The sequence below is a fragment of the Microcystis sp. LE19-131.1A genome (assembly GCF_027532015.1).
Lineage (GTDB): Bacteria > Cyanobacteriota > Cyanobacteriia > Cyanobacteriales > Microcystaceae > Microcystis > Microcystis ichthyoblabe_A.
In genome coordinates this window covers 1-7,641 of sequence record NZ_JAPZSS010000218.1, presented here as the reverse complement: position 1 = coordinate 7,641, position 7,641 = coordinate 1, and the positions used below count along the sequence as shown (strand labels likewise).

Sequence of the window (7,641 nt, the reverse complement as noted above, 5' to 3'; positions counted from 1 at the left end):
AAGGAAGGATTAGAGGGAATCGAAGGGGAAATTTTAAGGGATAATCGCGCTATGCAGATGATAGCCGCTAAAGTGGGGTTTTCTCTCTATAAAACTGCCGATTTTGTCAAAGCGGAACTTGAATTATGAAGCCTTTTTGACCAGCTGATCACTAATTTTCTGGCTGAATTGTTCGAGCTAATCCTTGCTCTAAAGTAAAGGGAGGTTGCCAATCCAGGGTTTTTTGAATATAGCTAGAGTCAACATAGAGAGAGCAGAGGAGGCGATCAACCATATAACTATTAAGAGGGAATGGTCGCTTGGTTAGATACTGCAATGTGTCTCCTAGATAACCAGCAACTTTGAGTAGGCTAGGCGGGATTGACAAGAGATAGCAACTTCGCTGTATTGTTCGGGCTATCTCCCGAACGAGTTGAGGTGTGGAAAGAGCTTCACTGTCGCTAACTAGGAAGATTTGATTGACTGCACTGGGATGGTTTAAACAGGTGACAATTGCATCTACTAAGTTACCAACAAAGATTAAGCTACGACGATTTTTCACCGAGCCTATAGGTAGGGGCAAACCTCGGTTTACCAGTTTCATCAAAAGTTCAAGATTTCCCGGATTTCCAGAACCATAGACCAGTGCTGGGCGGAGAATTGTCCAAGTCATTTGGCTGTTATTGGCGCAATCGATCAGAGATTGTTCTGCTTGAAGCTTACTTTGACCATAGGGGGTATCAGGTTGGCAGCAAGAGTCTTCGGTGAGGATTTGGTCGCTGGAACTCGTTATTGCTACAATCGTACTGATAAGGATAAAATGTTTGACCCCTGCTTTAATAGACTGCTTGACTAGATTAGCAGTGCCGTCGGTATTGATTCTGAAGAATTCTGCCTCTGGTTTTGCCATTTGATTGGGCAGGATGTGAGCTAGGGCTGCCAGGTGAAGGACTGTGTCTACTCCTTCGAGAGCCTGCGTCCAATCAGTGCGACTATCGATTTCGCCGATTGAAGTGACTCTCACGGGTACTGATGGTGGCTGGGGGAAATCATTCCGCACAGCTGCGGTAATTTTCCAGCCCTGCTGATGTAAGAGGGGGAGGAGATGCCCCCCAATAAAGCCTGTTGCCCCTGTAACGAGGAGATTTTTCATGGTTTTTGACTCGGTGTTGTCATAAACTAATAAAGCGTGTATAGTGAATTAATTGTAAAGTCAAATCTAGCATACCAATGCTCAATGCTCTTACTTTCGATGTAGAAGACTATTTTCAGGTTGAGTCCTTCACCAACATAGTCAGCCGTGGAGATTGGAGTCAATACCCCATCCGAGTGGTAGAGAACACCCAACGCATTTTAAACCTACTGAGAGAATACAAAACCCATGCCACTTTCTTTGTTCTCGGTTGGGTAGCGGATCGCTATCCAGAGTTGGTTCAAGAGATTGCTGATGATGGACATGAAATTGCTACTCACGGCTATTGGCATCAACTGATCTATCGTCAAACGCCTGAAGAATTTGCTACCGATTTGGAGAATTCCCTTGAGGCTATTCAAAAAGCTTTAGGAAGTTATTCAGTTGTTGGCTATCGCGCTCCAGTTTTTTCCATCACTAATCAATCTTTATGGGCATTGGATATCCTCCAAAAGCATGGGATCAAGTACGATTCCAGTATCTTTCCTGTGGCTGTTCATGACCGCTATGGCATCAGTAATGCGGATCGCTTTGCTAATCAGATAGGTGAGGGCTTGTGGGAATTTCCTCCGAGTACCGTACAGTTAGGAAAACGCAATTTACCAGTGGCTGGAGGGGGCTATTTCCGCTTGTTTCCCCTTCCCTTGACTCGTTGGGCAATTCGCCAGATTAATGCTGAAGGACAGCCAGCGGTAATTTACCTCCATCCTTGGGAGTTCGATCCCGAACAACCTCGTATTAGTGGAGCTTCTTTACTGTCTCGCTTCCGCCACTACCTGAATCTTGAGCAGACGGAAAGTCGCTTGAGAAAATTACTAGAAGAATTTCAATTTGGTTCGATGAGTCAGGTGTTTTCTCCTCAGCTATCTAGCAATTAGAAAATGGTCTATAACTTAGGAGAATCATGGAACTGAGTGCCTCCCTTGTCCTTTATCGAAATGATCCAGAGGTGGTTCGTCGAGCGGTAATGTCTCTACTCAATACTCCAATAAAAGTAAGTCTATCAGTAGTTGATAATTCACCGACCCCTGAACTTGCATCATTATTTGAAGATTTAGAAGATTTTAAAATTGACTATTTCTATAATAGCGGGGAAAATGTTGGGTTCGGAAAAGCTCATAACTTAGCGTTCGGAAGAGTTAAAAAATGTGATTATCATTTAGTGATGAATCCCGATGTTTATTTTGAGGAAAATGTTATAATTGAATTAATTGAATATCTTAAAGATCATCAAGATGTTGGTCTTGTCGGACCCAAAGTCTATGAAGAAAATGGAGAAATTCAGTATGTTTGCAGGCGCTATCCTACTGTCTGGGCGCTTTTAGTAAAAAGATTTACTCCGAAAAGATTAAAGTTTTTATTTCAAAAAACAATAGATTGGTATGAAATGCGGGATACTGGCTATAATCAAATCATGGAAGCTCCGGTAATTGGGGGTTGTTTTATGCTATTTCGCAGAAAGTGTTTAGATGAAATAGGGTATTTTGATGAGAATATATTTATGTATTTTGAAGATTATGATTTAACTGTTAGAATGGCGAAAAAATATAAAACTATCTTCTATCCTTTTGTTCAGATATATCACCTTGCAGGAAGGGGAGCGTATAAATCAATTAAACTAGCAGCAATTTTTATGGCATCAGGAATGTACTTTTTTTCTAAGCATGGGTGGCGATTATTTTGATTCATAAAACTTTTGTTCTTGTTAAGCTCTAAAGAATAGAAATTGAAAAGATATTAAATTATAGGAGAATCAATAATGAGTTTAAAGTCACTTATAGAACGCCTTAAATATCCCCATAAATTTTCGGCAATCCCATATTTTCTCCAGAATCCTGGCTTGCTTCTCGGTATTCCCAGAGAGCCGATGAAACTTCACGTCTCACAGTCTATAGAGCAGGCGATGTCAGCCAACATTATTGAGGCGCTACACTATTTCCTTCCTCAAAAATTCCTCGATCACCTCGAACAGCATAAGTTGTTAGAGCAAGAGAGCTTTCGCCTCGGCTATCAATTATTGCTCTATCTCCTAGTCAGAAAGTACAAACCTGATGTATTTGTAGAGACGGGTGTAGCTAGAGGAGTCTCCAGTGCCTATATTTTGTGTGCCATGAAAGAAAACGGCAAGGGGCATCTTTATTCTATCGATCTACCAGCTAAATTAGCCAGTGCTGACTCGAACCAATTGATCGACAAGCAGATCTATCAACTTGCCGACGGTCAAATTCACCATAATTATGAAGTCGGCTATTTTGTACCTGAATATTTAAAAGATAGCTGGACGCTAATTCTGGGAGATGCTCGTCAAGAATTGCCCCAATTGCTAGATAAGCTGGGCAAGGTTGGATATTTTCTTGCACGATAGTTTACACACCTATGATAACATGATGTTCGAGTATCAAACTGCCTATCCTCATATTGTAGAAGGGGGTCTGCTACTCTCCGATGATGTAGTGTGGAACCGTGCCTTCTATGATTTCTGTAAAAAACAAGGAAAGAAACCGATTATCTACCGAACCTTTGGGATTCTCTCTAAGTAGCTTGATCTTTTTATGGAAAAGTTTCAATTTCATCATCTTGGCGTTGCGGTAGATAGCATTTCTAAGGTACTGTCTACCTATGAGACGATTTTTGGCTACCATCTCCTGTCCGGTCCTTTCGACGATCCTATCCAAAAATCAAGGGTATGTTTCGTGAGAACGGGAGTAAAAGACGCATTTGTTATCGAACTGGTAGAACCCCTCGCTCAAGATTCCCCTGTTAAAAACATGGTAGCCAAGGGAATTGCAGCTTATCATGTCTGTTATGAAGTAGAAGATATTGATAAGGTAGTGGCAGAAGTTTCACAAATGGGATGTGTTGTTGTCAGTCCACCACAACCAGCAGTTGCCTTTCAGCAGAGGCGCATCGCTTGGTTTTATACGCCAACTCGGCAGTTAATTGAGGTGTTAGAGAAATGCAAGTCAAACCCATAGAGAAGCGGACAGATTTACGCCAGGAAGCGGAGCGGCTGATTGACACGGAGGATTTTGCCGGAGCCTATGCTTTGCTCAAAGCAATCTGGCAAGAACAACCCGGACCTGCTTCTGCTCGCTATTTACTCTCTAAGTCTAGGGAAATAGCAGGAAAACTGCCCCTGGTTAATTGTCGTGTTGCCCTATTGCGATCTTTTACGGTTGAACCAATTGTCCCCTTGCTTCAAGCTACTGCCTTAGTTCAAGGCATTCAAGTTGAAGTTTACCTCAGTGATTTTAATACCTATGCCCAGGAAATTTTAAATTCCCATAGTGGACTCTATCAATTCAACCCCGATGTCGTTTTTTTTGCAGTTCAAACTCGTGATTTAGTACCAACTTTATGGGAAGAATTTGCTCATCTTAGTCAAGAAAAATATCAAGAAACAATTGAACAAGCAACGAGCAATTTAACCAGTCTCTTAGAGGTTTTTCAGAAAAATAGCCAAGCTTCATTGGTCGTCCATACCTTAGAACAACTTCACCTTCTCAGTCAGGGCATTTTGGATTGGCAGATTGAAGCGAGTCAAACTCAAGCGATCGCGGCAATCAATCAAGCTCTGTACCAGAAAGCTTTACGGCAAAATGGCTTATATCTCCTAGATTATGACCGACTAATTAGTCGTTGGGGGCGTTCTCGCTGGTACGATGAGAGTAAATGGCTGACCATGCGTATGCCAATTGCGGCTGATTGCCTGATTCATTTAGCTAACGAATGGTTGCGCTTCTTACATCCCCTGACAGGGCGTATTTGTAAGTGTTTAGTTGTCGATTTAGATAATACTCTTTGGGGTGGAGTAATCGGCGAAGAGGGAATGACGGGGATTGCTCTGGGAAGTGAATATCCAGGGGCAGCGTTCCGTCAATTTCAACAGGCTATTTTGGATTTGTATAAACGAGGAATTATTTTAGCAATTTGTAGTAAGAATAATCCAACTGAGGCACTTGAGGTATTAGAAAAACATCCAGATATGGTGCTACGGATCGAACATTTTGCGGCGCTCAAGATTAACTGGCAAGATAAGGCACAAAACTTAGAAGAAATTGCCAGGGAACTCAATATTGGCATTGATTCCTTAGCCTTTGTTGATGACAATCCGGCGGAACGAGAATGGATAAAGCAGAAATTGCCGGAGGTAACGGTCATTGACTTACCATCAAATCCGTTAGGATATGCAGCAGCGTTAAGGCAATCTCCCGTTTTTGAGCGACTGACTCTATCTTCAGAAGACAGCCAGCGGGGTAGGTACTATGCTGAACAGAGACAGCGCCAGGAACTAGCGCAAAGTGCCACTTCTCTGGAGGATTTTTACTATTCCTTGCAAATGCAGTTGGAAGTTTCTCCGGTAACAGAAGCTACCTTGGCACGGACTGCCCAATTAACCCAGAAAACGAACCAATTTAACCTGACAACCAAACGGAGGACGGAGCAGGAAATTGCTGATTTAATGTCCCGTCCTGATTGGCAGATCTATACCTGTCGCTTGCGCGATCGCTTTGGCGACAATGGTTTAATCGGGGTGGTTATCGGACAACAAAAGGGCGAAAAATTTGAAATCGATACTTTTTTGATGAGTTGTCGGGTTATCGGACGCACGGTAGAGACAGCCATTTTGAGCGTGATGATGGAGCGAGCGTGTCAAGGAGGAGCAACCCAATTAGTTGGCTGGTATTTGCCCACCAGGAAGAACGCACCAGCCAAGGATTTCTACCGCGATCGCGGGTTTGACTGTATCCAACAAGATGGAGAGTCAGAGCTTTGGTCAAAAGACCTCTTAGATGAGACAATAGAATTCCCAGCCTGGATCGAGGTTGATTATTGATGAGCGTTGATGAGGTATGTTGAGCGTGAGCAATGATGTTGTTGAACGAGTACGCGGGATCGTGTCCGATATCTTTCAGATTCCCCTTGAACAAGTCAGTCTAGACAGTTCCCCAGAAACCATTGAGGCATGGGAGTCAATTCAGCACCTCAATTTAGTCCTAGCTCTGGAGCAAGAGTTTGGCGTGAGCTTCAGTCCCGAAGAAATGGCGACAATGCTCAGTGTAGAAGCGATTTCTCAACTGGTAAGCGAGAAAACGATCAAGATATCTTCCTCGTCTTAAGTTGGTGCGTTACGGCGCAATCATCGTTGACTTGCCGTCAATTTCCGACAAAATACGCACCTAACACAATCTACAGAGCCAAACTCCAAAATCCAATGACTCGACCATCGATAACCATTCGGGAACTTGAAGAAAGCGATCTGGCTGCGATCGTTGAATTGATTAACCTGAGAGACGAACAACAATACAGTGTAGAGGCAGTAAAGCATACGGTTTATGGAGCAGAAGGCTCCACTGTTCGCAACTGGTTGGCTTTAGTCGATGGCAAGCCTGTTGGTTTGAGTGGTTGGGCTGTTCGAGAACTGCAACAAGAGACAAATTGCTACAAGGCAGGCTACTGGCAAAATCTGTTTATCCACCCCGATTATCGCAAACTCATGCTCTATCCCCAACTGGTGTTTGCCATGTTCAAGGGAGCCAAAGAATCTAATTTAGATTTTATTTATACTGCCAACCGACGGTTAGAAGTATGGCAGGCTCATCTCAAGCTTGGCTTCGTGAAAACTGGCGATCTAGCGGTACTCGCCAAACTTCTACAACCAGCGAAGCTAGTAAGAAAATCAAAGCAACTTCCTCCCTATCTAGACGCTATCTGCCAGCCGCTTGATTGGACATACTCTCTCTATTGGCGATCGCGGAATTTTTTCAGATTTGAACGCACTTTATCTGTCGAGCAACTTTCCTGGGACAGTGATGATGATTTAGCGGCTTTATGTCGTCTTCTAGAGGAGGATGCAGGCGATCGCTTGCACGAGAAAGTAACAGCTAATTCACTGAGAGCAAGGTATCGAACCAATTTAGAGGAAGACCCTTATATTTTATTAGGTGTAAAAGTTGAGGGAGGTTTAGCAGCAGCAATAATTTACCGAGCGGCAAAGCGAGGCAACGGGATTTATGCTGGAGTCATCATGGATTTAGTAGTTCCTTCTGGAATAGAAGTATATGCTCCGAATTTATTAGCAGCAGTCGAAACTCATGCTTTCAGAAAAGGCTGCGAAGTCATGCTCTATCTGGATGGCATTGGAGAAAAAATTAAGCAGGTAGTACAGCCGTGCGGCTATTTTAAATCTCCTGAGCAATATGTGATGTTGATTTGGACTCAATCCAAGGTTACAGATATACCTTCCTTATCGAAGCTTGAAGATTGGCGATTTGCCTTTGGCGATCATGATGCTTTGTGAAGTTTTTGTCGCTCAACCACGATACTACTCTCTTTTTGAAAAGAAATTGCATTTTTTTAGGAATAAAACGTCTAATAAATAAGGTCAAAACCGTAGGTTGACGCTTGCAAAGGTATTGGATGTCCCCGTTCGGGTAAGATATTTTTGGAGTAATCAATCCCACATCTTG

At 43.0% G+C, this 7,641-nt stretch carries 9 protein-coding genes and 1 pseudogene; 8 read left to right on the top strand and 2 right to left on the bottom strand.

What is annotated here, in order from left to right:
• Positions 1 to 151 precede the first annotated feature (151 nt).
• Entirely contained in the window at positions 152 to 1,132 is a 981-nt protein-coding gene (locus O9323_RS15995) for an NAD-dependent epimerase/dehydratase family protein (RefSeq protein WP_288125419.1), read from the bottom strand.
• A 77-nt stretch (positions 1,133 to 1,209) separates the two neighbouring features.
• Here O9323_RS15995 and O9323_RS15990 point away from each other — a divergent pair, with 77 nt between their 5' ends.
• From O9323_RS15990 to O9323_RS15960, 8 genes are all read left to right on the top strand, one after another.
• A complete protein-coding gene (locus O9323_RS15990) occupies positions 1,210 to 2,049 on the top strand; it encodes an XrtA system polysaccharide deacetylase (RefSeq protein ID WP_288125418.1) in 840 nt (279 codons plus the stop codon).
• A 26-nt stretch (positions 2,050 to 2,075) separates the two neighbouring features.
• Complete coding sequence (locus O9323_RS15985; RefSeq protein WP_288125417.1) at positions 2,076 to 2,855, top strand: glycosyltransferase family 2 protein; 780 nt, start codon at positions 2,076 to 2,078, stop codon at positions 2,853 to 2,855.
• A gap of 219 nt (positions 2,856 to 3,074) precedes the next feature.
• A complete protein-coding gene (locus O9323_RS15980; RefSeq protein ID WP_288125416.1) occupies positions 3,075 to 3,536 on the top strand; it encodes a class I SAM-dependent methyltransferase in 462 nt (153 codons plus the stop codon).
• A gap of 19 nt (positions 3,537 to 3,555) precedes the next feature.
• Entirely contained in the window at positions 3,556 to 3,711 is a 156-nt protein-coding gene (locus O9323_RS22740) for a hypothetical protein (RefSeq protein WP_353851596.1), read from the top strand.
• A 12-nt stretch (positions 3,712 to 3,723) separates the two neighbouring features.
• Positions 3,724 to 4,146 (top strand): VOC family protein, encoded by a 423-nt coding sequence (locus O9323_RS15975; protein ID WP_288125415.1) that lies wholly within the window; start codon positions 3,724 to 3,726, stop codon positions 4,144 to 4,146.
• Entirely contained in the window at positions 4,128 to 6,008 is a 1,881-nt protein-coding gene (locus tag O9323_RS15970; RefSeq protein ID WP_288125414.1) for an HAD-IIIC family phosphatase, read from the top strand. The genes O9323_RS15975 and O9323_RS15970 overlap by 19 nt, the downstream gene beginning before the upstream one ends.
• A 16-nt stretch (positions 6,009 to 6,024) precedes the next feature.
• Positions 6,025 to 6,291, top strand: coding sequence for an acyl carrier protein (locus O9323_RS15965; RefSeq protein ID WP_288125413.1), 267 nt, complete (start codon positions 6,025 to 6,027; stop codon positions 6,289 to 6,291).
• A 95-nt stretch (positions 6,292 to 6,386) separates the two neighbouring features.
• On the top strand, positions 6,387 to 7,472 hold the full coding sequence (locus tag O9323_RS15960) for a GNAT family N-acetyltransferase (RefSeq protein WP_288125412.1): 1,086 nt from the start codon (positions 6,387 to 6,389) through the stop codon (positions 7,470 to 7,472).
• 25 nt (positions 7,473 to 7,497) lie between these two features.
• On the opposite strand, the pseudogene O9323_RS22735 reads toward O9323_RS15960, so the two are convergent.
• Positions 7,498 to 7,641 (bottom strand): annotated as a pseudogene (locus O9323_RS22735) (glycosyltransferase family 2 protein); the annotation flags it as partial.